Source organism: Sphingomonas sediminicola, from assembly GCF_014489515.1.
Classification (GTDB): Bacteria; Pseudomonadota; Alphaproteobacteria; order Sphingomonadales; family Sphingomonadaceae; genus Sphingomicrobium; species Sphingomicrobium sediminicola.
This window is the reverse complement of sequence record NZ_CP060782.1, coordinates 1,047,536-1,073,519: the sequence shown is the minus strand read 5'-3', so window position 1 is coordinate 1,073,519 and position 25,984 is coordinate 1,047,536. Positions and strand designations below refer to the sequence as shown.

20 protein-coding genes, 1 tRNA gene and 8 pseudogenes are annotated in these 25,984 nt (G+C 62.6%); 16 read left to right on the top strand and 13 right to left on the bottom strand.

All coding sequences use genetic code 11. From position 1 onward, the window contains the following. Positions 1-757 precede the first annotated feature (757 nt). Positions 758-1,645: a sensor histidine kinase gene (locus H9L14_RS05795; RefSeq protein WP_187709572.1), complete on the bottom strand. Its 888-nt coding sequence runs from the start codon at positions 1,643-1,645 to the stop codon at positions 758-760. Positions 1,646-2,090: 445 nt separating this feature from the next. Between H9L14_RS05795 and H9L14_RS05790 the strand changes: the two genes are divergently transcribed. The 4 genes and pseudogenes from H9L14_RS05790 (at position 2,091) to H9L14_RS05775 (ending at position 4,880) form a co-directional block, all read left to right on the top strand. Further along, positions 2,091-2,360: a hypothetical protein gene (locus tag H9L14_RS05790; RefSeq protein ID WP_187709571.1), complete on the top strand. Its 270-nt coding sequence runs from the start codon at positions 2,091-2,093 to the stop codon at positions 2,358-2,360. A 50-nt stretch (positions 2,361-2,410) separates the two neighbouring features. Continuing rightward, positions 2,411-3,205, top strand: a pseudogene (locus H9L14_RS05785) (DUF3089 domain-containing protein); the annotation flags it as partial. 304 nt (positions 3,206-3,509) lie between these two features. Next, positions 3,510-3,979 (top strand): annotated as a pseudogene (gene ruvX, locus H9L14_RS05780) (Holliday junction resolvase RuvX). Between the two features lie 11 nt (positions 3,980-3,990). After that, positions 3,991-4,880 (top strand): annotated as a pseudogene (locus tag H9L14_RS05775) (aspartate carbamoyltransferase catalytic subunit). Here H9L14_RS05775 and H9L14_RS05770 read toward each other — a convergent pair. From H9L14_RS05770 to H9L14_RS05760, 3 genes and pseudogenes are all read right to left on the bottom strand, one after another. After that, entirely contained in the window at positions 4,881-6,092 is a 1,212-nt protein-coding gene (locus H9L14_RS05770; RefSeq protein ID WP_222949945.1) for an SPOR domain-containing protein, read from the bottom strand. It abuts the pseudogene before it with no gap. Between the two features lie 114 nt (positions 6,093-6,206). Then, positions 6,207-6,860 carry a hypothetical protein gene (locus tag H9L14_RS05765; RefSeq protein WP_187709569.1) on the bottom strand — a complete coding sequence of 218 codons (654 nt, stop codon included), beginning with the start codon at positions 6,858-6,860 and terminating at the stop codon, positions 6,207-6,209. A gap of 13 nt (positions 6,861-6,873) precedes the next feature. Further along, positions 6,874-7,586 (bottom strand): annotated as a pseudogene (locus tag H9L14_RS05760) (AAA family ATPase). A 140-nt stretch (positions 7,587-7,726) separates the two neighbouring features. On the opposite strand from H9L14_RS05760, the gene H9L14_RS05755 reads away from it, so the two are divergent. Continuing rightward, a complete protein-coding gene (locus H9L14_RS05755) occupies positions 7,727-8,626 on the top strand; it encodes an SPOR domain-containing protein (protein ID WP_187709568.1) in 900 nt (299 codons plus the stop codon). Positions 8,627-8,629: 3 nt separating this feature from the next. Here H9L14_RS05755 and serB read toward each other — a convergent pair whose 3' ends face one another. Continuing rightward, positions 8,630-9,508 carry a phosphoserine phosphatase SerB gene (gene serB, locus H9L14_RS05750; protein ID WP_187709567.1) on the bottom strand — a complete coding sequence of 293 codons (879 nt, stop codon included), beginning with the start codon at positions 9,506-9,508 and terminating at the stop codon, positions 8,630-8,632. Here serB and miaA point away from each other — a divergent pair. Together miaA and ilvC are read left to right on the top strand one after the other, a co-directional pair. Next, positions 9,501-10,435, top strand: a pseudogene (miaA, locus tag H9L14_RS05745) (tRNA (adenosine(37)-N6)-dimethylallyltransferase MiaA). The gene serB and the pseudogene miaA sit on opposite strands and share 8 nt — an antisense overlap. Positions 10,436-10,445: 10 nt before the next feature. Next, the gene (gene ilvC, locus H9L14_RS05740) at positions 10,446-11,423 is read left to right on the top strand and encodes a ketol-acid reductoisomerase (protein WP_187709566.1); all 978 of its coding nucleotides are present in this window, start codon (positions 10,446-10,448) and stop codon (positions 11,421-11,423) included. Here the strand turns inward: ilvC and H9L14_RS05735 are convergent. Continuing rightward, a complete protein-coding gene (locus H9L14_RS05735; protein ID WP_187709565.1) occupies positions 11,420-11,608 on the bottom strand; it encodes a hypothetical protein in 189 nt (62 codons plus the stop codon). The two genes, ilvC and H9L14_RS05735, sit on opposite strands and share 4 nt — an antisense overlap. 70 nt (positions 11,609-11,678) lie before the next feature. Beyond that, a pseudogene (gene mutL / locus H9L14_RS05730) lies at positions 11,679-13,447 on the bottom strand (DNA mismatch repair endonuclease MutL). Positions 13,448-13,599: 152 nt separating this feature from the next. On the opposite strand from mutL, the gene H9L14_RS05725 reads away from it, so the two are divergent. The 9 genes and pseudogenes from H9L14_RS05725 to H9L14_RS05695 all read left to right on the top strand — a co-directional run bounded on the left by H9L14_RS05725 (position 13,600) and on the right by H9L14_RS05695 (position 19,989). Further along, entirely contained in the window at positions 13,600-14,643 is a 1,044-nt protein-coding gene (locus tag H9L14_RS05725; RefSeq protein ID WP_187709564.1) for a rod shape-determining protein, read from the top strand. A 111-nt stretch (positions 14,644-14,754) separates the two neighbouring features. Beyond that, positions 14,755-15,540 carry a rod shape-determining protein MreC gene (locus tag H9L14_RS05720; protein WP_187709563.1) on the top strand — a complete coding sequence of 262 codons (786 nt, stop codon included), beginning with the start codon at positions 14,755-14,757 and terminating at the stop codon, positions 15,538-15,540. Then, positions 15,540-16,061 carry a rod shape-determining protein MreD gene (gene mreD, locus H9L14_RS05715; protein WP_187709562.1) on the top strand — a complete coding sequence of 174 codons (522 nt, stop codon included), beginning with the start codon at positions 15,540-15,542 and terminating at the stop codon, positions 16,059-16,061. Before H9L14_RS05720 ends, mreD begins: the two co-directional genes overlap by 1 nt. Then, the gene (locus tag H9L14_RS05710) at positions 16,024-17,334 is read left to right on the top strand and encodes a penicillin-binding transpeptidase domain-containing protein (protein WP_281389434.1); all 1,311 of its coding nucleotides are present in this window, start codon (positions 16,024-16,026) and stop codon (positions 17,332-17,334) included. Before mreD ends, H9L14_RS05710 begins: the two co-directional genes overlap by 38 nt. Continuing rightward, on the top strand, positions 17,247-17,477 hold the full coding sequence (locus H9L14_RS16560) for a penicillin-binding transpeptidase domain-containing protein (RefSeq protein ID WP_281389433.1): 231 nt from the start codon (positions 17,247-17,249) through the stop codon (positions 17,475-17,477). The genes H9L14_RS05710 and H9L14_RS16560 overlap by 88 nt, the downstream gene beginning before the upstream one ends. Further along, positions 17,477-17,923: a penicillin-binding transpeptidase domain-containing protein gene (locus tag H9L14_RS16555; protein WP_281389432.1), complete on the top strand. Its 447-nt coding sequence runs from the start codon at positions 17,477-17,479 to the stop codon at positions 17,921-17,923. Before H9L14_RS16560 ends, H9L14_RS16555 begins: the two co-directional genes overlap by 1 nt. A 55-nt stretch (positions 17,924-17,978) precedes the next feature. Then, positions 17,979-19,090, top strand: a pseudogene (gene rodA / locus H9L14_RS05705) (rod shape-determining protein RodA). A 100-nt stretch (positions 19,091-19,190) separates the two neighbouring features. Then, a tRNA-Lys gene (locus H9L14_RS05700) sits at positions 19,191-19,266 on the top strand. Positions 19,267-19,365: 99 nt separating this feature from the next. Continuing rightward, positions 19,366-19,989 carry a hypothetical protein gene (locus tag H9L14_RS05695; RefSeq protein WP_187709561.1) on the top strand — a complete coding sequence of 208 codons (624 nt, stop codon included), beginning with the start codon at positions 19,366-19,368 and terminating at the stop codon, positions 19,987-19,989. An 18-nt stretch (positions 19,990-20,007) separates the two neighbouring features. Here the strand turns inward: H9L14_RS05695 and H9L14_RS15040 are convergent, their stop codons facing one another. The 6 genes and pseudogenes from H9L14_RS15040 to H9L14_RS05675 form a co-directional block, all read right to left on the bottom strand. Next, positions 20,008-20,346, bottom strand: coding sequence for a hypothetical protein (locus tag H9L14_RS15040; RefSeq protein WP_222949944.1), 339 nt, complete (start codon positions 20,344-20,346; stop codon positions 20,008-20,010). Further along, entirely contained in the window at positions 20,343-22,535 is a 2,193-nt protein-coding gene (locus H9L14_RS05690) for a CehA/McbA family metallohydrolase (protein ID WP_222949943.1), read from the bottom strand. The genes H9L14_RS15040 and H9L14_RS05690 overlap by 4 nt, the downstream gene beginning before the upstream one ends. A 9-nt stretch (positions 22,536-22,544) precedes the next feature. Continuing rightward, on the bottom strand, positions 22,545-23,246 hold the full coding sequence (locus tag H9L14_RS05685; protein WP_187709560.1) for a CoA transferase subunit A: 702 nt from the start codon (positions 23,244-23,246) through the stop codon (positions 22,545-22,547). Continuing rightward, positions 23,243-24,813: pseudogene (locus H9L14_RS05680) on the bottom strand (aldehyde dehydrogenase family protein). Before H9L14_RS05680 ends, H9L14_RS05685 begins: the two are co-directional and overlap by 4 nt. After that, positions 24,810-25,037 carry a P1 family peptidase gene (locus H9L14_RS16550; RefSeq protein ID WP_222949941.1) on the bottom strand — a complete coding sequence of 76 codons (228 nt, stop codon included), beginning with the start codon at positions 25,035-25,037 and terminating at the stop codon, positions 24,810-24,812. Before H9L14_RS16550 ends, H9L14_RS05680 begins: the two are co-directional and overlap by 4 nt. Then, positions 25,034-25,858, bottom strand: a complete 825-nt coding sequence (locus H9L14_RS05675) for a P1 family peptidase (protein WP_281389483.1) — start codon at positions 25,856-25,858, stop codon at positions 25,034-25,036. Before H9L14_RS05675 ends, H9L14_RS16550 begins: the two co-directional genes overlap by 4 nt. Between the last annotated feature and the right edge of the window lie 126 nt (positions 25,859-25,984).

Genomic DNA, 25,984 nt, shown 5'->3' with positions numbered 1-25,984 from the left:
ATAGCGCGCGGAAACGAGCCGTGCGTCTCCGCCGAACGAGCCTTCACACTATAGCGACCGGCAAGATCATAATGAATCAATCGAGCCTCGGAGCTCACCGCGTCATGCGCCGCCTTCAGAGAAGCCCTCTCCCGGCTGAGCCAATATATCTGTTCCATATCCATCTCCTGCGAGCGAGAGCACGAACTTGTCTCTCTGTCACAGGGCGCCCGGTTGCGATCTCAGGTGATGGATACTTGTAGCACACCTTCATGAATGACGCGTGACGGTAATCGCTTAATGTCCGCAATGGGTCGGAAGCTGCCACTAGGTCGCTGGCGAGAGGAATGAGTGGAGAACGGATGATACGGTGAACTCCGTATTGGCGTATCCCCCCGCAGACCCGAAGATGAAAACTGGCGCTGCTGGGCGCTGGGTGAAGGAGCGCTTTCGTGGCGAAACCACTTAGGAAAGCTGAACTACGCAGCAAGTACGGCGTGAAACCTGTTACCGAACCTGAGGCTTCTGAGCGGACAGCGCAGGAACGCGCGCCCGATGAAGACGATCTGGACGCGATGGTCAGGCGAAGCATTCAGGAACACGGGCCGTGACTCAAATGGTCGAAGATTGAAACCCGCTCCACCTTGCGGGGCGAAGCGGGTTGACGGGGTATCCCTGAAAAACACAACAACTCAGACGGGCGTCGAAGAACCAACGTTCGTGCCACCACGTCGTTCCGCTCGCAAACGTGCCGATGTCTCTCAGGCTGACGCGCCTCCTAGGCGGCCAACTTCTCCATGCGCATAGCGATAGTTACGACGAGGCCGGTTTCCTGCCAATCATAGGTGAGTTCGCCGCCAAGCTGACTTGACACGGTCCGAGCGATTAAGCGGCTGCCAAAGCCTGACAGCTCGGGATGACCGACAATTGGGGGACCTCCAGTTTCTGCCCAGATCAGGAAAATCCGATCTCCCTCCGTGCGGCTTGAGAGGTCCAAGAAGCCCTCGGCAGAAGACAACGCACCATACTTGACCGAGTTAGTAGCCAGCTCATGGACCGCCATAGCCAAGGTAGAAGCCGTGCGTTCCCCTATACCCACCCGTGGAACCGCGACGCGGATACGCCCGGAGAAGGCCGCCGTTTCGTCGTAAGGAGCGAGCAAGACTGACAGAAGGTCGCCGAGAAGCGCTGCCTTGCCCTGCTCCCCTGGGAGGGGCCGGACGATGTCGTGAGCGCGGCCGAGGGCGGTGAGCCGCTCAGTCAGCTCGCCAGTCATTTGCGCCACGGAAGACGCGGATCGCCCTGTGAACTGCGTCAGGCCCGCAGCGATGGACAAAAGATTCTTGACCCGATGACTCATCTCTCCCGCGAGGAGCTCGCTTCCCTCTTCGGCCTGCTTTCGACCTGTCACGTCGAGGAAGATGCCAAACATTGCGCCGTCGACAATCCCTGCATCGGCGCCTTGCCCTCGGGCCGAGATCCAGCGGACTTCCTCCCCCACTAAAATGCGGAAATCGATTTCGTAAGAACCCTCGACAGAGCGCGTTGCATTGAACGCGGCGCGAACCCTGTCCCGGTCAGCCGGGTGAATGTTGACCGACAGCTCCTCGAACGTAACTTGCTCGGACCAGGGCAGCGCCCAAAGCTCAAAGCCACGTTGGTCCATGGCGAACCGATCGTCGTCAACGTGCCAAGACCACAGAGCGACACAAGCCGCCTTAACCGCCAGTCGGAGGTGATCCTCGTGCCAAACTGGCGCTGCAGTTTTGTCCAAGACCAATCACGTGCCCTGCCGGAGGATTGCCGTGACTGACCCTGTGCCACCAAGCGACGGCACGCAAGCTGCTAATCCGGACCGGGACGGGTAATGTCCGCAATGGGTCGAAAGCCGACATCAGCCCCCGACGACAATTCGCTATCCTACAGACCCAACCCTGTGCTTGCGCCGCTCAGAGACACAGTCATCAGCGCAGGATCGCCATTTTCTTCCACTCTCCTGCCCTCCCTCTCCGCCCGCGCCGTGATGGCGAATGGCCCGGCAACAGGGCCGTAACCTCATTGTCACCCTCGCCGCGCATTGCTCTGTAACTCTCGCTGCACGGGAGGCGGGAATGAGCCGCAAGTCCGCCTACACCCTCAAGGCTCGCGATCCCGACTTTGCGGCGGCCTGGGATGCGGCGCTTACATGCGCTCGGAACATTCGCCAGGTTGACGAAGTGCAGGAAGTGCACAACTCCCGGACTTCACTCAGTCAGGGCGACAAGGCACGCCGCGGCGCGCCGTCGAAATCGTCAACCGCCCAGCTGCGCCGGATCGACGAGCTCCGCCGGGATCGGTTCTTCGCGGGCTTGCCGCGACTCGGACAGCCTCCTCCAAGGTGAGGGAGTTAGGAGTTGCCCGGCCCTCTTCCGCCCAATAGAGCGCCCAGCCAATGTGCGCCCGCCGGTTCCTTATCTTCGTCTTCATCCTGATCCTGCTGTTCGTCGCAGGGGCCTTCGCCATATACCAGTTCGGCCAGCAGGTGCTGATCAAGCAGGCGACGCCGCAGGGCCACTTCGAAGCGCCGTCTAACGGCAAGCCGGATTATTCGAAGGCGGAGAACTGGATCGCGTCCGAGGATCTGCCCAATGACCCATCGCATTGGCGGCCAGCGAACGACCAACCTGTCGAGCCGATCGCGATCGATGCACGCGTCTTCTACGTTCACCCGACGACTTACCTGCGCCGCGACCATTGGAACGCGCCCCTCCTGCCGGACTCCGACACCGAGGCCCGGACCCGGCTGTTCGTTCAGAGCGAGGCCAGTGCGTTCAGCCAGGATGCGGCCGTCTGGGCTCCCCGCTATCGGCAGGCCGCATTCGGCGCCTTCCTGCTTCGAAACGCCGATGCACAAAATGCGCTGGACCTCGCATTCTCGGACGTTTCGGCGGCCTTCGACGAATTCCTGAAGCGCAATCCGACTGGCCCGATCATTCTCGCCGCGCACAGCCAGGGTTCGCTTCACATCTCGCGGCTGCTGCGCGAACGGGCGCCGCAGCTCAAGGACCGGCTGGTGGCCGCTTATGTCGTCGGCTGGCCGCTCAGCGTCACCGCCGACTTGCCCGCGATTGGTCTGTCGGCCTGCACCTCGCCCGATCAGACTGGTTGCGTTCTTTCGTGGCAAAGCTTTGGGCAGCCCGCCAACCCGGACCTGATCATCACTGCATGGGAAGGCACGAAGGGCCCGACCGGCATCAAGCGCGAGCGCAAGGACATGCTCTGCGTCAATCCGCTCACCGGCACCAAGGACGGCGCCGCGCCTCCGAACGCCAATCCGGGCACGCTCGTTCCGAACGGCAGCATGACCGGTGCGCATCTCGAGCCCGGAAGCGTCGGAGCGCATTGCGATAAGGGTCTGTTGCTCCTCGATGGGCCATTCCTGCGCTTGGGCCATTCGCCCTGCCGGGCAACAATTATCACGTTTACGACTACGCCTTGTTCTGGGCTGCGATCCGGAATGACGCGGCACGGAGGCTCAAGGCTTGGCGTCAGTGATCACCAGCAGCGCCGCCGAGTTCGGCGAGACCGTTTTGCACGGCAAGCTTGCCGGGCTCGACGTCGGGACGAAGACCGTCGGACTGGCGGTCTGCGATTTGGGCTGGAGCTTTGCCGGGCCATCCGAAACGATCCGTCGGACCAAGTTCACGGCAGACCTCGAAGCACTTCGAAAATTCGTTGAGCGCGAACAGGTTACGGGCCTTGTCCTGGGACTGCCCTCAACATGGACGGAAGCGATTCCCCGCGGACGCAGTCCGTCCGCGCCTTCGCCCGCAACCTGGCTCCTTTAAACATTCCGATCCTCCTCTGGGACGAGCGCTGGTCCACCCAGGCGGTGGAGCGGGCGATGATCGAAGCGGACGTCAGCCGGGCCAAGCGCGCCGAGAAGGTCGACGCCCTCGCGGCCGCTCACATTCTGCAAGGCGCAATCGACGCGCTGGCGAATCTGGCGCAGCGCCATTAGGCGACGGGCTCGTGGACCTGATTTCAATCGATTCGCTGAGCGACGGCCAGATCGAGACCATACTCGATCGTGGTGAGCGCTGGTTCGAGTACAACCGCTCGAATTCTCGGGGCAGGACAAGAGCCTGCACGACAAGCTCGTCTTCAACCTGTTTTACGAGAACTCGACGCGAACGGCGATGTCCTTTGCGACCGCCGCCCATCGGCTAGGCGCTTCGCCCGTGTTCCTCCCCGTCGAGCAATCCTCGATCAAGAAGGGCGAGACCTTCGACGACACGGCGCGGACGCTCAATGCGATGCGGCCGGACGTCATCGTGGTCCGGCATCGCGAGAACGGCGCTCCGGCCCGCATGACCGAGTTGATGGATTGCGCCGTCATCAATGCCGGCGACGGCACCAACGAGCATCCGACTCAGGCCCTGCTGGACGCGCTTGCGATCTCCATCCGCTTCGGACGGGTCGAAGGACTTAAGATCGCAATCTGTGGCGACATTCGCCACAGCCGCGTCGCTCGCTCCAACGCCAAGCTCCTGCCACGCCTCGGCGCTGAGGTGAGGCTTGCTGGGCCGCCTTCCCTATTGCCGAGTGATGCCCCCGCCCTGTCGATCGACGAGGCGATCAAGGGTGCGGACGTGGTCATGATGCTCCGCGTCCAGCGAGAGCGGCTCGAGGAAGAGCTCGGCGATGCCCCCGGCGAATATCTGTCTCGCTACGGACTGACTGTGGATCGGCTGGCCAAGGCCGCGCCGGGGGCCGTTGTCATGCATCCGGGCCCGATGAACAGAAACGTCGAGATCGCCGACGATGTCGCCGACGATCCCGAACGTTCCTTGATCTTGCTTCAGGTCGAGGCCGGAGTGGCCACTCGAATGGCCTGCCTCGAGCTGGTGACGTCTAGCTGATCAGCGCGACGCGAACTGGATCGGCGAATCGCCGGCAGTCGAACGCACGAAGCAGCTTCCGCCTTTGCCACGCAGGATCTGGCAGCGCGAAATCGCTTCCTGCTGGTTCGCGAAACCGCGGATCGACAGGCGATAGACCGTGCCGCGCGGACCGTCGAAGCGAGCGCTGACCGGCGAATAGTTGCGAAGCGTCGGGAAGCGACGGGTCAGCTTGTCCCAGGCGAGCGACACCCGCTCCTCGGAGCTGAACGCGCCGAGCTGGACGACGCCCTTGGCACTGCCGAGGCTCGGACGGGCCGCGGCGGGCTTCTTGGCCTTCGCCGGCTTGGGCTTCGGAGCAAAGTTGGAAGCCATGGCATAGGCCGCCGGAGCTTCCGGCGAGATGGCTGCTGCCGAGGCGACTGCCTCGCGAACGGTCGGCACTTCTGGTGCAGGAGCAGGAGCCAGTGCATCCGGTTGCGACACCGGGGTTTCGTAAGTCGGGACGTTCGCAGCCTCGGCGACGACCTGGACAGGTGCCGGAGCCGGAGCGGCCTCAGCAACGCGCGTATCGCCTTGCACGAGAGCGAGACGGACCGGCTGGCCCGGATCGGCCGCCGCAGGGCTGACGCCGACAAGGGCGGCAACCTGGTCGTAGGCGTGAGCTGGCTTCGCGAGCGCCATCCACTGCTGTACACGTGCGTCGACGAGGTCGGCGGAGAGATCCTGCGCCGCAATCGTGCGGGCGGCAGCCCAGTCACCAGCGAGCGCATGGGCCAGCGCCAGGTTCTGACGGACGCGAGAGTCGGCACCTTGTGCACGGGCCGCGGTTTCGAGGACCTGGACTGCGTCATACGGCTGGCCCGCAAGAGCGAGCGCGAGACCGTAATCGGCCGGATCGATCATGCCCTGAGCAGCCTGCAGCGCGGCAACTGCCTCGCCGTTCTTGCCTTGGGCGATCTGGACGAGCACGCGCTTCAGGATGATCTGCGGCTGACCCGGAGCCAGCGCGAGCGAGTCATTGTAGGCGGCTTCAGCAGAAGCGAAGCGCCCGGCACCGAAATAGGCGTTGCCGAGGAGGCCACGAATGCCGGCATCCTGCGGGCTGCTCTCGGCAGCGCGCTCGGCGAGATCGACGGCCGAAGTGTAATCACCGGAGCCGATGGCCATCTGCGCCCGCAGAGCATAGGCCAGATTCGCCTTGCCTTTCGCGACCGAAGCATTGCGAGACATTGGAGCTGCGCATCCCGCCAGTATGCCGGCGAGAGCGACGGCCGATACTGCGGTTCCCAAGCGAAGCGGTTTCATTTGCCTTACCCCTTGCATTCGGCCTCGCCAGGCCAGTGCTTACCCGTTGCGTTTGGCCTTTTCGGCCATTGCCTCCAGCTCAGGCATTCCATCGAGGAACAGATCGAGAGCGTCGGTTACGAGAAGCTGAGCCGAGCGCCCGTTGAGGGCACAGGCCAGACGCAGCTTCAGATGACGCTCGGGATCGAGCCGGAGGGTGAACGCAGCCTTCCCCTTGCTGCCCGGAGCCGCGCGCGGACTCGGAGCACGACGAGCGACCGGAGCCGGAGCAGAAGGCACCACGTACATGGGTGCCCGGGCTTCGACAGGCTGCACCGGCAGCTCATCAGATTCTTCGACGATCTCGGCGGTGTCATCGACCACTTCGCCTTCGTCCGTCGCGCCTTCCGGCTCGTTGAACCGGTCTTCGATTTCCGCCTGCTGCGTATGCACCGGCGAATTCACCGGCGTCAGGCCAGCGTGGCCATGGAGAGCGGGATGCTCGGCAATCGGCTCACCGAAGGCATCATGCTCGGAGTCGCGCGGAGCCTCGGCAGGCTTTGGTGCCTCGAACCCCATGTCATTCCAGCCAAGATCTTCGAGATTTCCGCCGATCTGACCAAATCCCTGGGGCCGCATCGCGGGGCGCGCACCGCCCTTGCGAGCCAGCAGGCCGGAAGAGAGAGAAGCGAAAGGCTTCGGTTCGGATTTCACTTACACGGCCTCCTTACTGGCCGGCCACACGACGGCCGAAGCCGCCAACCGGGCGAGGCGAAACTGGAGCCTGAGCTCCGGGGGCCGCAAACACGGTACGGCGGAAATTCTTTTCGAGGCGATCCGAGATGTAGTCCCACAGCTCGATCACTTCCTGGGCCGAGCGCCCCTTCGGATCGATTTCCATGACCGTGCGGCCATCGATCATCGAGGCCGCATAGTCGGTGCGATGGTGAAGGGTGACCGGCGCGACGGTGCCGTGCTGCGAAAGCGCAACAGCCGCCTCGTACGTGATCTTGGCTTTCGGAGTTGCCGCGTTGACGACAAAGATCAGTGGCTTGCCGGCACGATCGCAGAGATCGACCGTGGCGCCGACGGCGCGAAGGTCGTGCGGGCTCGGCCGGGTTGGGATTACGATCAGTTCGGCAACGGCGATAACGCTCTGAATGGCCATCGTGATGGCCGGCGGAGTGTCGATGACAGCGAGGCGGAAGCCCTGCTGGCGAAGGACTTCGAGGTCCGAAGCAAGGCGAGCGACGGTGGTTTGCGCAAAGGCCGGCATTTCGGCTTCGCGCTCGTTCCACCAGTCGGCAAGGCTTCCCTGCGGATCGATGTCGATAAGGCAGACCGGACCGGCCCCGCTAGCTGCGCCTGCACCGCAAGATGTCCGGACAAAGTCGTTTTACCCGACCCGCCCTTCTGCGATGCCATAGCCAGAACGCGCATGCTTTTCCCCTCGCCGTATGCCGTCAATTCAGCGCCGGGAGTGACACTCAAGGCTCTAAAATCTGGTTAACATCCTCAAGATACTGTTGCGGCTTGGTCGCGCTTGATTACCCTCCGCGGTTACGGGGAGTCGCGGACGTATGCGGTCGAAGTATTGGAGCGCAGCTTTATTCGGTGCGTCGCTTGTGTGGGCGGCCCCCGCAAGCGCGCAAAACGTGAAGGCCGGTATCGATGCCTGGCAGCGGGGCGATTATGCGGGCGCCGTCGCAATCTGGCGCCCTCTTGCCCAGGCAGGCGATCCCGACGCCTCGTTCAACATGGGCCAGGCCTATCGGTTGGGTCGCGGTGTGTTGGTCGATCTGGGCACGGCGCAGACTTGGCTCGAGCAGGCCGCGCGAAAGGATCACGTGGACGCTCAGACCACGCTCGGGCTCCTCCTCTTCCAGAACGGTAATCAGGCAGAAGGCCTGAAGTGGCTGAAGATGGGTTCCGAGAAGGGCGATCCGCGTGCCATGCTCGTGTACGGGACCGCGCTCTTCAACGGCGATGGCGTCGCGCAAGACCCGGTGCTCGGGTACGCCTATGTAAGCCGCTCGGCCGCCCAAGGGCTCGAGCCGGCCAGGAACACGCTTGCACAGATGGATGAGATCATCCCGCTGGCGCAGCGGAAGAAGGGTGTGGCCCTCGCTCTTCAGAAGGCGAAGACCCAGTCGGTTGCGAAATCTGCTCCAGAACCGACGCAAAAAGTCGCCCAAACCACCGCTCCGAGAACGAAGATCCAGCAGGTCGCCGCTACAATCCCAACAAGTGGAGCATGGCGGATCCAGCTCGGAGCGTTCTCGCAGCGGTCTTCTGCAGAAGCCCTCTTCAGGAAGCTGTCGGGAAGCGCACCGGTCGCAGGTCGCCAGCAGTTTCTAGTTACAGCCGGAACCGTGACTCGCCTTCAGGTTGGCCCCTATTCCAGCAAGACGGCGGCTTCAGCCGCATGCGGCACATTGTTAGGACGCGGCCAGCCCTGTTTCCCAGTCGCCGCGAAATAATTCCTAGGCCTTCACCCAGTCACGATTCCGAATACCCTGCACCCAAAGCAAGGCGTCCAATCCGTGATGGTCGAGGCGCGCGTCGGCGACTTCGGCCAGCGCAGGCTTTGCCCGGAAGGCAACGCCGAGGCCCGCTTCCTGCACCATCAGCCGGTCGTTCGCGCCGTCGCCGATGGCGAGAGTCTCTTCGCGTTTTAGCCCGAGCTCCTCACGCGCCTCGATAAGCGCATCGCGCTTGGCTTGGGCATCGACGATCGGATCCTCGACCGATCCGGTCAGCAGGCTGCCGTCGAAAAGCAGCCGATTGGCCCGCACAGCGTTGAAGCCGAGCAGCTTGGCGATCGGATCGGCAAAGGAAACAAAGCCGCCCGTCACGAGAATAGATCGCGCTCCGCCGACGCGCATCGTTCGGACGAGCGTCGCCGCGCCTGGGTTAGGAACGACGCGTTCGGCGAGACAACGGGAGATCGCATCTTCGTCGAGACCCGAAAGCATCGCCACGCGCTCACGCAGCGCAGCCTTGAAATCGAGCTTTCCCTGCATCGCCCGCTCGGTGATTTCGGCGATCTCGCGTTTAAGGCCCGCGAAGTCGGCCAGCTCATCGAGACATTCCTGACCGACGATCGTCGAATCCATGTCGGCGACGAGTAGCCGCTTGAACCTGTTCTCCTCGGGCTGAACGAAGACGTCGACGTCCTGAAGGCCATCGAGGGCCCAGCGTATAGCCTGGATGTCTCCTGATACGCGAAGGTCGACCGCATCGCCCTCGTCGATCCATGCAGCGAATGCAGCCTTGGGATCGATTTCCCGAAGCGCGCCGAGAGCGCGGTCGATCAGCCTGTCATCAAGGCGTCCGGCTGCTATCAGCGTCGCAATGGCCATACGGGTCGAGAAACCTCCTGTCGCTTTAATTGCTGGGCCGACCGCCAGCGGCAAGTCGGCTTTGGCGCTTCGGCTTGCAGAGCAGGTCGGCGGGGTGATCGTCAACGCCGACAGCGCACAAGTTTATCGCGATCTTCCGATCCTGAGCGCGGCTCCCAGTCCCGGCGAGCTCAAGCGTGCGGACCACCGGCTGTATGGAATGCTCCATGGAGTAGAAGCCTGTTCTGCCGCCGACTGGGCAGAAATGGCAAAGCGCGAGATTGCCGACGTTCACGTTTCGGGCAGACTGCCGATCCTGGTCGGCGGCACAGGGCTTTACCTGCGGACACTGCTCAACGGGATTGCGCCCGTCCCGTCGATCGATCCCGAGGTGCGCAATCAAGTGCGTGAGCGCTCGGTCGAGAAGAATCGCACCAAGTTGAAGGAGTTGGACCCTGAAGCTGCCGAGCGCCTCAATCCCGCCGACACGACGCGAATCGCGAGAGCGTTGGAAGTTGTCCTCTCGACGGGAAGACGCTTCGCAAATGGCAAGAACAGCGTGAAGGCGGGATCGGCGATCTGATCGCGCTCAGGCCCCTGATCCTGCTTCCACCGCGCGATTGGCTCTACGAGCGCTGCGAAGAGCGTTTCGCACAAATGGTCGAACTGGGTGCCGCGGACGAGGTTCGGGCTTTGATCGATCGAGGGCTCGACCCTGCCCTTCCCGTAATGCGCGCAATCGGTGTCCGTGAAATCGCCTCCTGGCTGAAAGGCGACGTCACTCAGGAAGAAGCCATCGCCGCCGGTCAACAAGCTACACGGCGCTATGCGAAACGGCAGTACACCTGGTTTGCCCATCAGCCGCCCGCCGAATGGCCGCGGTTTCGCGAACCCATGACGCATACGACTTTGAGCGACGCGCTGGCGCTGCTTGGAGTGAAGAGTTAGTCGAAGAAGCATGGAGCTTCTGCGCGACGCAGATATCAACCCCGCGCCCTTGAAGGGGAAGCGCGTCGCCATTCTTGGCTACGGCAATCAAGGTCGTGCCCAGGCGCTCAACCTCAAGGACAGCGGCATCGATGTGGTCGTCGGCCTGCGCGGGGCCTCCGGAAGCGCCAGGTCCGCCGAAGAGGCCGGTCTCGAGGTTGCCCTGGTCGATGACGCGGCAAGCTCAGCCGACGTCGTCATGTTCCTCGCCCCAGACGAAGCACTCGCCGGCATCTACAAGGAGGTGGAGGCGCGGATTCGATACGGCGGGGCGATCGGCTTCAGTCATGGACTGACCATCCATTTCGACCTTATCCGGCCTCGCCACGACCTCGATGTCTATCTGGTGGCTCCCAAAGGGCCGGGAACGGCGCTCCGGTCGCTCTACGAGCAGCGCAAGGGCATGATCGCGCTTTGGGCTGTAGCGCAGGACGCGACCGGCCATGCGAAAGAGATTGCACTCGCCTATGGCAAGGCGATCGGGTGCGCGCGGGCCGGTCTCATCGCGTCATCCTTCGCCGAAGAGTGCGAGGCCGACTTGTTCAACGAGGGCGCGGTCGTGTGGGGCGCGGTCCCCGAAATCCTGACGGCCGGGTTCGAGACGCTTGTCGAGGCGGGCATCTCGCCGGAAGTCGCCTTCCTTGAATGCGTCGGCGAGCTGAAGCTGATCGCGGAACTGATCGAGGCGCGCGGCATCGCGGGAATGCGCGAAGCCATTTCCAACACCGCCGAACTTGGAGCCGTTCTTGGCGGACCGCGCGTCGTCGACGATCATGTTCGCCAGAAGATGCGCGAAGTGCTGGATGAAGTCCGCAGCGGCCGCTTTGTCGAGGCGCTCCGCGAGGAAGCCGCCGGCGGCTATCCGCTTCTCGAAAATGCGCGTGCGCAAGCGCGGAAGTCCGCGATCGAGCAAGTGTTCAATGATCTGAAGAAGCTGGGCGGGTCCTAGCCGACCTCTTCCGGCACTTCGGTGATCCGGCCCCCGATCGATGCGCGCTCTGTATAAACGCGCTGCAGCCTCCGGTGCGCTTCGGCTGCGTCATGGTCCTTTGCGGACAAGGCGAGATCGAGCTCTTCGGCTGCACGCTGGGCGAAATAGGCCCGATCGCCGGTGACGTTGCTGGAGTCTTCCATGATCCGTCTCCTCCGGACGGAAAGAACGATAGCAGTCGAATTGCTCAATGTCGCCCGGAAATGGCGAAATTCAGCGCCTTCCGAACAGCTTCTCCATTTCCGCATGGCCCAGCTTCACCCAGGTGGGACGGCCATGGTTGCACTGTCCGGATCGCGGCGTGACCTCCATTTCGCGAAGAAGGGCATTCATCTCTGCAACCGAGAGCACGCGTCCGGCCCGCACCGAGCCGTGACAGGCGATGGTTGCGGCCACATGGTCGAGCTTTTCCTGGAGCGAAAAGGCGCTGCCGAGCTCGGCGAGCTCTGAGGCTATGTCCGCCAGCAGCCCGGAAACCTCCGTCTTCCCAAGTGCAGCCGGCGTCGCGCGAACAAGGATCGAGGTCGGTCCGAAACGCTCGATCTCCAAGCCCAGGCCTCCAAGTTCCTCGGCGGCGGCGGCGATGCGATCGCAGTCGGTCTCCTCGAGATCGACAACCTCCGGCATTAGCAAGGGCTGCCTGGCGACCGCCGCTCCTTCCCTTGCGGCACGCATTCTCTCGAGGACAAGGCGTTCGTGGGCCGCATGCTGGTCGACGATGACCAGGCCGTCCTCAGCTTCCGCGATGATGTAGGTTGCCGAGACCTGGCCACGCGCGACGCCGAGCGGATACTTCGGGATTTCGGCGACAGCGGGCTCGGCGCGGGCAGCGGGGGGGCGTGATCGAACAGAGCTCGAGCCTCTTCGAGGACGGCGGTGGCGCCGGCGGGCATCGATTGTGGAGATGTGGGCAGCGCAGAAATTCTCCCGGGCTGCTGGTCGTAAGTAGCGCTTGTCGTCCAGAGGACCGGTGCGGCAAGCTGCTCGCGTGTCGCGCTCTTCTGGCTGGCTTCGTCCAGCGCGGCCCGAAGCCCGCCGACGATCAGCCCACGCACGGCGGTCGGGTCGCGGAACCGGACTTCCGTCTTCGCCGGGTGCACGTTCACGTCCACGTCCACTAGCGGCACTGAAAGGAACAAGGCGGCGATCGGATGGCGATCGCGGGCAATCAGGTCGCGATAGGCACCGCGAAGGGCACCGACCAGCAGCCGGTCCTTCACCGGTCGGGCATTGACGAAGAGATATTGCTGGTCGGCCAGGCCGCGATTGAAGGTCGGAAGGCTGACCACACCCGTCAGGCCCATCCCGTTGCGCTCGCAATCGATGCCGATCCCGTTGCGGTCCAGCTCGGCGCTGAGAAGCTCCGCGACCCGTTGCGGCGGGGTTGTCGGCTGCAACGAAAGGATCCGGCGGCCGTCATGCTCCAGGACGAACGCCACGTCGCTTCGGGCCATCGCCAAGCGCTTCACCGCATCGAGACAAGCGGCATATTCAGCGCGAGGACTGCGCAAAAACTTGCGCCTTGCCGGTATCTTATCGAATAAAGCTTCGATCCGCACGCAGGTTCCGGGTGGCAAGGATACGGGTCCCTCGCCCACGGTCGCGCCGTGGTCGATTTCGATCCGCCAGCCGTCCGCGCCGCGAACCCGGCTCCCCAGGGTGAAACGCGATACGCTCGCAATCGACGGCAGAGCTTCGCCGCGGAAGCCGAAGCTGGTCACGCGGTCCAGGACATCGTCCGGCAGCTTGGAGGTTGCGTGACGCTCCAGCGCGAGGCGCATTTCGTCCGGCGACATCCCGCAACCGTCGTCGGCTACTTCGACCAGCTCGAGGCCGCCCGCCGTCAGCCTGATTCGGACCGCTTCCGAGCCGGCATCCAACGCATTTTCGACAAGCTCCTTGAGGGCGCTCGCAGGGCGTTCTACGACCTCGCCAGCAGCGATGCGATTCACGAGCTCGGACGGCAGCCTTCTTATTGACATGTTAACCGTTCCTAGCCGATTACCACTGGGCCAGCGAAGCGCTGATTTGCGACAAAAATTCAGTTTGCATTCAATGGGATAATTTTAATGGCCGGTTAAACTCCAGGGTCTGTCCTGCGAGATGACCGAGCAAAGGGCGAGAGACGGGAAGAATGTTCTGGACGCGCTGGTTCAAATGGATGTCGCACGACATGGCGATCGATCTCGGAACCGCCAATACTTTGGTTTACGTACGGGGTCGCGGCATCGTCCTGAACGAACCGTCCGTAGTCGCGATTGAAACCATCAACGGGGTCAAAAAGGTCAAGGCGGTCGGGGAAGACGCCAAGCTGATGATGGGCAAGACGCCCGATCAGATCGAGGCGATCCGCCCGCTCCGCGACGGGGTCATTGCCGACATCGATGTCGCCGAGCAGATGATCAAGCACTTCATTCATAAGGTGCACGGCGGCAAGATGCGTGCCTGGCGCTTCCCGGAAATCGTCATCTGCGTTCCCTCGGGCTCGACATCGGTTGAGCGCCGCGCGATCCGCGACGCCGCGTCGAACGCAGGCGCCAGCGCCGTCTACCTTATCGAAGAGCCGATGGCGGCCGCCATCGGTGCGGACATGCCGGTAACGGCTCCGATCGGTTCCATGGTTGTCGACATCGGCGGCGGGACGACCGAAGTCGCTGTGCTTTCGCTCCGTGGCCTCGCCTACACCACGTCGGTCCGCGTCGGCGGCGACAAGATGGACGAAGCGATCAGCTCCTACGTCCGTCGCAACCACAACCTCCTGATCGGTGAAGCCACTGCCGAGCGGATCAAGAAGGAAGTCGGAATCGCCAAGCCGCCGACTGACGGCATAGGCAAGACAGTCCACATCAAGGGCCGAGACCTCGTGAACGGCGTTCCCAAGGAGATTTCGATCAACCAGGGCCAGATTGCGGAAGCGCTTTCGGAGCCGGTTGGGACGATCGTCGAGGGCGTCCGCATCGCTCTGGAGAACACAGCGCCGGAACTGGCCGCCGACATTTGCGACCAAGGTATCGTGCTCACTGGGGGTGGCGCACTGCTTCAGGGCCTCGACGAGGTCCTGCGCGACGAGACCGGGCTTCCGGTCACGGTTGCCGAGGACCCGCTGACATGCGTTGCGCTTGGTACTGGACGAGCGCTTGAGGAAGAGCAGTTCCGCGGCGTTCTGCAGACGGCCTAGGGAGTACTGACTGATGGCGCCGCCAGGGGGCCGCGCCCAGGTTGGTCCCGGCGCGCCCAATATGGGCTTTTCTTCAGCTTCCTTGCCGCGGTTGCCGGTCTGGTCATCGGCTTGGTCCTCCTCGGCCTGTCGCTCGTTGCGCCGAAGAGTTATGCTGCCGTTAGAGGTGTTGCGCTGGACGCGACCGCTCCTGTTACGTCGGGCCTAAGGGAGGTCACCGCGACCGTCGGCGGAATCTTTACGGGCGCCGGCAATTATTGGGATGCCGCCCACCAGAACGCGCGCCTCAAGCGCGAGCGCGAACTGATGCTGCAGCGGATCATCGAAGCCAAGGCAATCTCGCTCGAGAACCGCGAGCTTAAGGCGACGCTGCAGTTGCGGGAGCACAGCCGTGCGCCCGTCGCCATGGGTCGCGTCGTAGGATCATCCTTTAGCAGCCCTCGCCGCTACGCGATCTTCTCCGCTGGAACCTCCGACGGCGTACGCGTCGGCATGCCGGTCCGCACTGCCCAAGGCCTAATCGGCCGAGTGATCGATACCGGCGCTTTGGCGTCACGCGTCCTGCTTGTTTCCGACCGGGCGAGCATCATACCTGCTCGGATCCTCCGCAGCGGCCAGCCCATTATCAGTCAGGGCCGCGGCGACGGCACGATCGACCTCAGGCCGCTGGAAGTCGGCCGCAACCCGTTCAAGCCGGGCGATATCGTCATCACGTCAGGGACCGGCGGCCTCTATCCGCCACTGGTGCCCATTGCCCGCGTCGTCAGGCTCGACGACGACGGCGCCATCGCCTTGCCGCTGGCCGATCCTGCCTCAACCAGCTTCGCCATGGTCGAGGAGCCATACGAACCGGAGGCCGTCGCGGAGGAAGCGGGCGGCTCAACGGATACGCAATAATGGTCCGCGCCGCGCTCGCCCAAAAACGCAATATAGGCCAGGGCCCACTCCCCGGGGCACGCTTTGTGCCGGCAATCTCGGTCATCTTCGCTAGCCTCCTGACCGCCCTTCCGATCGTCTCGACCAGCGGCTGGTATCCGGATTTCGGCTTTCTGGTCCTAATCAGTTGGCGGCTCCTGCGCGCCGACGCCTGGCCTGCCTGGTGGGCTGCGCCACTTGGCTTCTTCAACGACCTGATGACGGGGCATCCGCTCGGCTTTTCCGTCGCCCTCTGGACCGCATCCATGCTCGTCCTCGATCTCGTCGACCGGAGGACCATGTGGCGCGGCTACTGGCTCGAATGGGCCCTTGCGACGCTTCTGCTGTTTGGGAATGAGACGGCGGAATGGCGGATCGCCCAGATCATGGGCGCATCGCTTCCCTTTGCGACCATCATCCCGCCGCTCCTGATTGCGGCCCTCGCATTTCCCGTCTTCGCCTGGCTTGCGGCACGACTGGACCGCTGGAGGCTCGGGCGATGAAGATGGAACGGCGGTTCACGTCGGTACACCAGTCGCTGACCTTCTCGCGGCGCATGGCCATTGCGGCGGGCGCCCAGACCGCGGTCGGCGCCTTGCTCCTCAGCCGTTTGGGCTGGCTCGCAATCGCCGAGAACGAGAAATACTCGCTCGAATCCGAGAGCAACCGGGTCCAGCTAATAATTGTCCCGCCCGGCGAGGCTGGATTGTCGATCGCCACGGCAAGCCGATCGCAATCAATCGAAGCGACTTCCGTGTCGACATCATTCCCGACCAGCTGGAGAATCCGGAGGCGACGCTGCGGGAGCTCAGCCAACTGCTCTCGCTGAGCCCGGATGACGTCGACCGCATCCTTCGCGACTTGAAGGCGGCGCACGGTTACCAGCCGATTGAAGTCGCCGAGAGCGTGCCGTTCGACAAATATGCCGCGGTCACCGTCCGCTTGCCTGAACTCCCGGGCGTCAATCCGATGCGCGGCTTCTCGCGCTTTTATCCGGACGGTCCGGCGGTCGCCCACCTTGTCGGCTTCGTCGGAACGGCTTCGGCCGCCGATTATGAGAAGGACAAGAACCCGCTGCTCATCACTCCGGGATTCAAGATTGGCAAGGAAGGCCTTGAAAAAACTCTGGAACCTCGTCTTCGCGGAACCCCGGGCGGGCAGCGCGTGGAGCTTACTTCGCGCGGCAAGCTCGTCCGCGAGCTCGAGCCCAAGCCGGATCGCAGCGGCAACACCGTCCAGCTGACCATCGACGCCGGGCTGCAGCAATATGCCGCCCGGCGAATGGGCGACCAGTCGGGTGCCCTCGTCGCCATGGACGTGTCGAGCGGCGACATGCTTGCATTCGTCTCAATGCCGGCGTTCGACCCCAATAGTTTTAGCGATGGTATCGGCCGAACCGAATGGAAAATGCTGTCCGAAGACGACCACATTCCATTGCTGAACAAGGTGGCCCAGGGCCTCTATCCGTCAGGATCGACAATCAAGCCCGCAATGGCGCTCGCGTTCCTTCAACAAGGCATAGACCCCAACAGACGCGTCCACTGCCCAGGCGGTTATCAGATCGGGAATCGGTACTTCCGATGCGACGCGGTGCATGGGTCGATGGATATGCATTCCGCGATCGAACGAAGCTGCAACACCTATTTCTGGGCCACGGGCCTTATCACCGACCCCAGAAGACAACCGAGATGGTCCAGTATCTGGGTTACGGCGAGAAGTTCGACCTTCCGATCCCGAGCCAGCGCTTCGGCACAATGCCGAACCCGAAATGGCTGAAAAAGAAGTATAATCGCGAATGGCAAGGGTATGATTCCGCCAATACCTCGATTGGCCAGGGATATGTGCTCGTCAATCCGATGCAACTCGCGGTCATGCCCGCACGACTGGCGTCAGGAAAGCTACTCAAACCCGCTTGCTGATGGCCGAGAAAGGCCAGGCGGCGCCCGACCTAAATGCCGACCCGGGGCATCTGGAAATCATCCGCAAGGCAATGGCTGCGGTCGTCAACGGCAGCGGCACCGCGGTGGCGTCAAAGCTACCGCTCGAAGGAATCCAGATGGCCGGCAAGACCGGCACGGCCCAGGTTTTCCGTCTCGGCGAACGCGGCCACCAATCCAACTGGGCGCTTCGCGACCATGCCCTATTCATCGCCTTCGCACCGGCGGACAAGCCGCGCTTTGCCATCGGCTGCATCATCGAGCACGGAGGCTTTGGCGCCTCGGCAGCTGCGCCGATCGTACGCGATTCAATGACTTACTTGTTTGACCAGCAGAAGGCGTTCGACGCACTCGCTCCGCTCGAAAAGCAATGGGCGGCACGCTGGCCGAGCGAAACGCGCGCCAAGCTGCTAAATTCGAGGCGATAGCGAGAGCGTCGGCGTCGGCCGCGCCGACTCCAACGCCGCCCGCGGGGCCGACGACATGATCTCGTCAGCCATCATTCCCCAGCCGCTGGCACGGCTTCCGTGGCGCTTGATCTTCCTGATCGCCGGGATCTCCGGGATCGGCATCATCACGCTTTATTCGGCCGCCGGGGGCTCGGCGCAGCCTTGGGCGACGAAACAGGCCATCGTTATCCTCTTCTTCCTGGCCATCGCCATCACGATGTCGTGGAGTAGCGAGGCCACGATCAAGAAAGTGGCCTTCCCGCTTTACGGCGCGGTTCTCGTGATGCTCGTCGTTGTCGAGGCGGTCGGTTTTGTCGGCAAAGGCGCTCAGCGCTGGATCGACCTTGGCATCATCCGGCTGCAGCCGAGTGAATTCATGAAATTGGGCATCGTCCTGGTGCTCGCGCGCTTCTACGAGCTGCTGCCAGCTGGCGACATCCGCAAGTGGCGAGCGATCTGGCCTGCCGCCGCGCTGATAGGTGTCCCGGTAGGCCTGATCATTCTTCAGCCGGATCTCGGTACCGCGCTGATGATCTCGTTCATCGGGGTCACCGTCATGTTCATTGCGGGAGTGCCGATGAGGGTCTTCCTCATTCCCGGCGCAGCGCTCGCGGTCGCGATTCCCGTCGTCTACCAGCTGCTGCACGGCTATCAACGCAAGCGGATCGACATCTTCCTCGACCCTGAAAGCGACCCGCTAGGCGCCGGCTATCACATTACCCAGTCGAAGATCGCGATCGGATCCGGAGGCATCTTCGGGAAAGGCTATCTGAACGGAAGCCAGAGCCACCTCGACTACCTCCCGAAGGTCATACCGACTTCGTCTACGCGACCATGGTCGAGGAATGGGGCCTGATGGGTGGCGCCCTCCTGATCTTCGCCTTCGCCTTCGTCATTCGCTGGGGGATGCGCGTCGCCAACAACGCGCGCAGCCGCTTCGCCCAACTCACCGCGGCCGGACTTTCCGCGACGATTTTCTTCTACGTCTCGATCAACCTCATGATGGTAATGGGTCTGGCCCCGGTCGTCGGGGTTCCCCTCCCCCTCGTCAGCTACGGCGGATCGGCCGTCATGACGGTGATGTTGTGCCTTGGTTTGCTTATGGCGTTGGAGCGTCAGCAGCGAACCACGTCGCGAGTTCTGTAGGCAGGTTGAACTCCGGCGGTTGCGCACCAAGTTTCACCGTGCTACCGGCCCCGCCGCTCAGGGTGAGATTTGACCGCCAGAGCATCCGCCGAATGGCAGTGGACGCATAGCTCAGTTGGTAGAGCAGCTGACTCTTAATCAGCGGGTCCTAGGTTCGAGCCCTAGTGCGTCCACCATTCCTTCCTTCAAATAGAGCTGCCTGCATGCAGGGGAATTCTGCTGGCCCGGTACATCCGTGTCTGGGACGCGGACTTCATACGCCGTAAGGAGCGCTGATGATCTTCGACTTACCACCGTCCGATCCTTCGCTGGAGATCAGCGTTGCGAGCAGAGGTTATTCGAAAGGCCTCGCGCAGACCGACGGTATGCAGGTCCTCATTCGCCCCGAAGTGGCGTTTGGCTCGCTTCGCTTGGGCGCCTACGGAAAAAATATTACCTCTAACCAGTACGATGGAGAGGCCGGAGCGTCCGTCGGATATCGAAAATCGTTCGGCAAGATGGAGTTGGGCGCCAGCGCGACTGTCAAGCATCTCTACGGCGCCGATCCGGACGTCGATGATGTCGCGCTCGAACTGAATTTTGCGGCGTCGAGATCATGGGGCGCACTAAAGCCGCGGGTCAGCCTGACTTACAGTCCCAATGACCTTGCTGGAACCGGGCGCACGGCATTTTGGGAGGCCGGTTCGTCTTACCAAATCGACAAGAAGACTAGCCTTTCGGCGGGAATCGGAATCCGTAGAAGAACAGGCGGGCCTGACTATACCAGCTTCACGGCAGCGCTGAGCCGCACGCTCGGTGGGCCGTTCACCGCAGAATTCCGCCTCTACGATACGAACCGAAACGAACTAGGCGAGAACTATCATCGAAGGATGGTCGTCTCCGTACGAACGCGGATCTGACAATGCTTCTAGCCAGAGTCAGTGGCTCATACTCCTGAAGCGGTCCCTCGCGTTCCGCAGATAATCGAGGGTGGCGTTACGCTCCCGATCGTTTCGATAGTCGGCGCGGCTGCCAGCATCGGCGACGACACGGTCGAGCCAGGCAGCGAAATAATCTGCATCTGAGGGCACCGATGAAGGGCCGCCCGGAAGGTCGAGATAAATCGGGCTTGTGGTGGCGTAAGGATAAAGATCGAGCACCTGCGGATCCGATCCGTCATTCCAGGCGCGCAGGACCAGCCAGCCACCTGTGTCGACCTGCAGCTCGCCCGCTGTGTCAAAATTCCGCCGATCTCCTTTGAGGGCGAAGGCCTTCACGACCCTTCCGTTCTGGACAAGCTCGAGGTGGTCGACGGCAACCGGCGAGCGAAGCGCAATTCGGAAACGCAGCTTGCCAGCGGTCTTTCGACCAACGGTATCGCCCGGATGTTTGCCTTCGACTTCAAGGCCGAGCAGCGGTCCGTTGCTTGCAAAGGTGCGGCCTTCCTTGAGGGCCTTGCGAAGCGCCGCGGGCTAAGCTCGCCGCCGGTGTCGAGAAACACACGATTCATGCCGACCGGCCCGCGCAAGGAAGCGTAGTTCGCCATCGCATCCGTGCCTGCTCCCGCCGGAAGCCGGAAGCCCAGATTCAGCAGCCGGTACCAGATCTCGGCGGTCGATTTGTGGTCGGCGAACCCGACGATCTCGATGTAGTCGACCTTCCCATTGATCACGTCGGCCGGAAGCTCGTTGCTGAGCGATTCCTCCTTAGGCGGATCGATGGCCCAGTCGAACGGGTGCACGTAACCGACCAGGGCACCCTGTGCATGAGCGAGATCAGCGACCACGCCATTGAACGGGTAGGGACTGGCGAGCGCAGTGTGCTGATACGCCGAGAAGTCGGGCGTCAGCATGTGATCTGACAGGTGAAGCAGGCCTAGATGACCCCAATAGCTGGTGTGAAACTCTTGCGAATGCATGATCAGCGTCTCGGCGCTGCCCGCCGGGTCCGGAGTTCCGCGGAAGTATCCGATATCCGGGACCCTCTCCTCCTTGTTGACGATCACGTTGTAGATGGCGTCCAGATCCTCGGCCTGGGTCTGTTTGGCGAGATGTTCCGGCGTATTTCGGTACGCTCCGCCGTAGTTCATGTGGACGTGCAGGTCGGCGCTCCGCCATCTCCCGAACGACGAGGGCAAGTCGTTTAGGTGCAGCTTCACAGGAACTGCCCTGTTCTCGCCTGCGGCCAGCTTCACGGTCTGTCGCCACGGAAGATAGCGAAAGCCGTGCTGAACCCAGATGGCGGTATCGCCTGCCGGCGCCTCCAATGTGCATAGCGACGGACAGTGAAAGTAATGCGTCTCGCTGGCTTGGAGCGCCCGGTCGAAACCGTCGTCCGCGTGCATCCAGGACGACGTCGGCGCGGCAGCCCGTCTGTCGCTTCCCAGGACCGCGACCCGTGCCGGAACGCTGCGTCCCTGCTCGTCGCGGATGTCGAGTGTCAGCCGGGCCTGAGTGCTCTTGTAGTGCCGTGTCTTCGCAACGATCTTCGTCGTTGCCCCACCGATGAACTCCCGAACAGCAAGGCTCGTGTTTCCGCCCTCATTGCTGACGTAAGCGACACGCTCGCCATCGGGTGACCAGCGCGCGCTCGAAAGATCGAAATCGCCAAAGGTCAGGGGAAGCGGCGCAACACCGTCAGGCGTGGTCAACCACAACTGGCGCCACTGCCTGCCGTGATAGCTCGCGAAGAGCACCTGCTTGCTATCTGGGGACATTTCCGGACGGGCGCTCCAGCTGGTCTCCTCGCTCAGTATTTTCCGGCGGTCACTTGGGTGATCCGCCGCCACCGACCAGATATCGCCGGTGCCCCACGCGACCTCGTTATTGGTGACATAAAGGATGCGCTTTCCGTCCGGCGTCCAGGACGGGTTCAACGCATGGTCGTAGGTCGAATAATAATATCGCGAGATCTTGCTCTGACGCTCGCCAAGAAGCGGCCGAGCGTTTCGAAGCCCGTCGGGCCCGATGTCGGCGATGAACAGGTTGAAGTGGCCTGTGCCCTGCGTGGAAACCCAGGCGATGCGCTTGCCGTCCGGCGACAGGCGAGGCTCGACGTTCACCGCGTCGCCCGAGGTCAGTCTCTGCTCGCCACCGGTGCCGAGATCGAGGCGCCACAGTTCCAGCCCAGCCCCGTTATAGCGGCTGAATACGACGCTTCTTCCATCCGGCGATACATCCGGCTGGTAGTCATAGGCTCCGATTGGATGCGTCAATTCGACGGCCTCGTCAAAGCCGATCGTCTGGCGCCACAGTGAACCGCCCATGCTGTAGATCAGCGCTTTGCCGTCGGGCGTGAAGACGGCGCTCGAGGGTCCCGTGGTCAGCTGCGGAATGTACAGCTCGCGCCAGTAGTAGGTGTGCGGAAGATCGACTTGCTTGAGCACCGCCTCGCGCTCGGCATTCGCCACGCCTGCCGGGCCAGGCAGCAAGGCCGCCAGAATTGCAAGACCTCGCCACCCCTGCATCAATCCTCCTTATTCGCGTTCCCTTATGGTCAACTTCTCGACGCGCTTCTCGTTGATCGTGCACTTCACGATGCGGTGCACGTAAATCCCAGGGGTGTGCACGCAGTCGGGGCTGATCTCGCCCACATCGACCAGTTCCTCGACCTCGACCACCGTTGTCTTTGCCGCAGTCGCCATGACCGGATTGAAATTGCGCGCCGTCTTTCGGAACTGAAGATTGCCTTCACTGTCTGCCCGCCACGCCTTGATAATCGCGAGATCGGCACGCAGCCATGTTTCGCGGATGTAAGGCTGACCTTCGAACTCCTCCTGCAGCTTCCCGTCCGCAACGACCGTCCCGACACCGGTTGCCGTGTAGAAGGCCGGAATTCCCGCGCCCCCTGCCCTGATGCGCTCCGCGAGAGTCCCCTGAGGATTAAGTTCGAGCTCCAGTTCGCCAGTCAGGTACTGCTGCTCGAACAGCTTGTTCTCACCAACGTATGACGAGATCATCTTTCGAACCTGCCGCGACTGCAGGAGGTGCCAAAGGCCGAAGCCGTCGGCCCCGGCGTTGTTCGAGATGATCGTCAGGTCTTTCGCGCCCGCCGCCTTTATCTCCGGGATCAGGCTTTCGGGATTTCCTGATAGCCCGAAGCCGCCGGACATGATCGTCATTCCGTCGCGAAGCAGTCCGTCGAGTGCAGCTTTGGGTGAATCGTAGAGCTTGTTCACGGCGTGCAAAACACAGTGTGGCTCTGCTCACGCATGAACTGCGGGACGTACCAGCTGCCAAGGCCGCCTTTCCCGGTCGTGCCGGAGCCCTTCCAGCCGCAAAAGCTCTGAAACCCGGGCCAGGCGCCGGTCGTCGCACCCGCCGCACGGTTTGCGTAAAGCACGCCCGCCTCAATCGTGCTGAGGAAGAGATCGAGTTCCTGCTCATCTTGCGCATACACGCCGGCCGTCAGCCCGAAAGCGCTGCGGTTCGCGTCGGCAATCGCCTCGTCCAGACTGTCGAACGGAAGCACGCTGACAAAGGGGAGGAAAAGCTCATCGCGGTTGATCCTGTGGTCTGCGGGAGTCCGGTGGCAATCGTCGGTTCGACATATGGACCGCCTTCGAAAATGCCGCCTTCGAGGCGCTGGCCTCCTCTTAGGATGGAGCCGTCATTCTCAGCCGCGCTCGCGGCCTTGGTGAAGCGGTCGAGCGCAGCGTCGTTGATGACGGGTCCCATGAACACGTCCTTGTGACGAGGATCTCCGACCACGATTTTATTAGTCGTTTCAAGGAGGGCGCTAAGGAAATCGTCGTAAACCGAGCGATGCACATACGCCTTGGAAGCAGCGCTGCATTTCTGCCCTGACAGACCAAAGGCGGAGCGCGCGACACCCGTAGCCGCCAGGGCCAGATCAGCGCTCGCCGTCACGAATGCCGGATTCTTACCGCCCATTTCCGCGAGCACCGGGCGTGTTGCCTGTGCAGAGACGGCGTGACGAAGGATCGTCATTCCGACTGCGTTAGAACCGGTAAAGGCGAAACCGTCGATGAGGGAGTGTTTCGCCAGCAACTCGCCTGTTTCGCGACCACCCTGGATGAGGTTCAAAACGCCGTCGGGAAGTCCGCCGTCGATTAAAGCTTCGACGACCAGGCGACCGGTCAGCCCGGCAGCGTCGCTAGGCTTGAATACGACCGTGTTCCCAGCAACAAGCGCCGCCGACATCATCCCGACCGACAAAGCGACGGGAAAATTGAACGGCGCGATCACCGCGAAGGCGCCATAGGGCCTTAGAACCACACTGCACTTTTCGGCGGAAGAGGCGCCGGGCCGATCGTCGCGGAAGCCGTCGGTTCGCTCCATCTCGTCGCAATAATGGCGGATAAGATCGATCGCTTCTTCGACCTCTCCAACCGCCTCCAGCCGGGACTTGCCCACTTCGATCAGGCAGGCGACGGAGAGGTCCCACTTGCGCTCTTCGATCACGTCCGCTGCGGCTCGAAGGATTTCGATCCGTCGCGGCCAACCCATCGCCCGCCACGACGGATAAGCAGCACGCGCTGCTTGGACAGCATCGTTGACCATGCTCTCGTCAGCTTGCGGGAACTCGCCTAGAACTATGCTGTAGTCGATCGGACTTCTGACGCTGACGTTTCGACCTTGCGGGCGATCTTCGCCGCCAATGAAGCTGGGCCGAATGTTCCCGAGAAGGCGCGCTTCAGCATCTGGAATAATCCCGTCCAGATAAGCGTGAACACCTGAGAAATCCTCGCCCGTGTTCGAATAGGTGACGCGAGGCAGGTTCATTTCGTGACCTCCAGCCGGTTGTAGCGCTTCAGGATCGAGCGAAGCTCGTCGTGCGGAATACCAAAATAGCGCGCCCCGTTGGCGCCGGTCATCGTCTTTGCAGCGACCAGCGCATTGGTAATGGCCTCTTCCGTTGCCTGAGTCGCCGCTTCGAAAATCGGATCGACGTTGGCGTTCGCAATCGCCTGAATCGGGCTCGGCTTCGCCTGATCCTCATGATTCACTTCCCCGGCACGGTCGAGAAAGCCAGGATCAGGTCGCCCGATGAATTGCCCGAATAGGAACCAAGCCGCGCCAGACCCATGGCAGCGCGCTTGGCAACGCGGTCGAGCTGCTTCGGCATCAGCGGCGCGTCCGTTCCAACGACAATGATGATCGATCCCTGGTCAGGCGGGGCAACGCCCTTCGAACCATCCTCCGTACATGGGGGAAGATTTTCTGCTTTCGCTGCCAGCTTTCGGTCGAAGCAGGGCAACCAGCGATTGGCGAGCGCTGCACCGACCGGTGCACCCGCAATTCTCAACACCCTCCGCGCACCGGTATTGCACTGGACGAGCACGCCGACGGTATAGGACTCGGACTCAATCGTGACGACACGTGAAGCAGTGCCGATGCCGCCTTTGAAGCCGAAGCAGACCATGCCGGTCCCACCTCCGACATTTCCTTCCTCTACCACTCCCGGTTTTGCGGAATCGAGCGCCGCGACGGCGGTTTCGGGTGTGACGTGGTAGCCTTCGAGGTCGCTGAGGTAGCCGCTCCAGGTTTCGGCAACAACCGGCCAGGTGGCGCTTCCGAAATGCTTCGAGTGCCACTGCTGGATGCCGGCATAAACCTGGCCGACACCATTCGTGTCCGTGATCCCGACCGGGCCCTGGACGATGCCGAAATCGTCGAGATAAGCGCGGCCGGTCATTTCCCCATTGCCGTTCAGATTGAAGAAGCCGCCATAGACCGGGCGAGCGTCCGCTTTGCCTCGCGGGAAGATGACGGTGACGCCGGTCCGTACCGGTCCAACTCCGACCTTTAGAGCGCCTTCGCCTTCGATCAGCGTCTTCTGACCGACTTCGACCCCACGGATATCAGTGATCGCGTTGAGGGGCCCGCCTTACCTTCGAACGGAATTCCGAGATCGCGTGCCCGGGCATCCGCCTGCGACGCGAGCGCCACCGCG